We start from the raw sequence: 749 nt of genomic DNA, 5'->3' as shown, positions 1-749 counted from the left end.
TTCAAGACTTTAGTCTGCTGGCCGCGCAGCGGCCAGCTTTAAACCACCCGCTATGCGGGTGGAGACAAACGGCTTTACAAAGCCACCCCTCCGACCGATATTGACGATTGTTCAGGCCGTCAAGAATTCGAGTCGAAGGGGTGGTCGCCATGGCCCAGAAGGCCTACAGCCTTTCCCACACGAAGTGGATGTGCAAGTACCACATCGTGTTCACGCCGAAGTATAGGCGCAAAGTGATCTACAACCAAATCAGGAGCGACATAGGGGAGATCCTCAGGAAGCTGTGCGAGTACAAGGGGATCGAGATAATCGAGGGGCACCTGATGCCCGACCACGTGCACGTGCTGCTGGCGATCCCGCCGAAGTACAGCGTCGCGAGCGTCATGGGCTACCTGAAGGGGAAGAGCTCGCTGATGATATTCGACAGGCACGCCAGCCTCAAGTACAAGTTCGGCAACAGGAAGTTCTGGGCGGAGGGCCACTGCGTGTCCACCGTCGGCCTGAACGAGGCGACGATCGCCAAGTACATCAGGGAGCAGGAGTCCCACGACATCGCGCTGGACAAGCTGAGCGTGAAGGAGTACGAGGACCCCTTCAAGAGGAGGTGATCCTGCCGGTTCGACCGGCGCGCCACGGGTCAAGATGCACTAGGCCTGGACGAAGTCCGGGCCCGCGCCTTTAGACGCGAGCCCGGGGCCCGTGGGTTATACCCTAAGAGCAAACCACCCTTTTTAAGGGTGGTTCTGATT

Annotated in this window: 1 protein-coding gene; it reads left to right on the top strand. The window is 58.7% G+C overall.

Annotated elements, in window-relative coordinates; all coding sequences use genetic code 11:
• Positions 1-149 precede the first annotated feature (149 nt).
• Positions 150-608, top strand: coding sequence for an IS200/IS605 family transposase (gene tnpA, locus DW024_RS09930; RefSeq protein ID WP_118377609.1), 459 nt, complete (start codon positions 150-152; stop codon positions 606-608).
• The last annotated feature ends 141 nt before the right edge of the window (positions 609-749 follow it).

It is taken from the genome of Collinsella sp. AF37-9 (assembly GCF_003475115.1).
Classification (GTDB): Bacteria; Actinomycetota; Coriobacteriia; order Coriobacteriales; family Coriobacteriaceae; genus Collinsella.
Note: the sequence above shows the minus strand (reverse complement) of the source record. Positions and strands in the feature narration are given on the sequence as shown.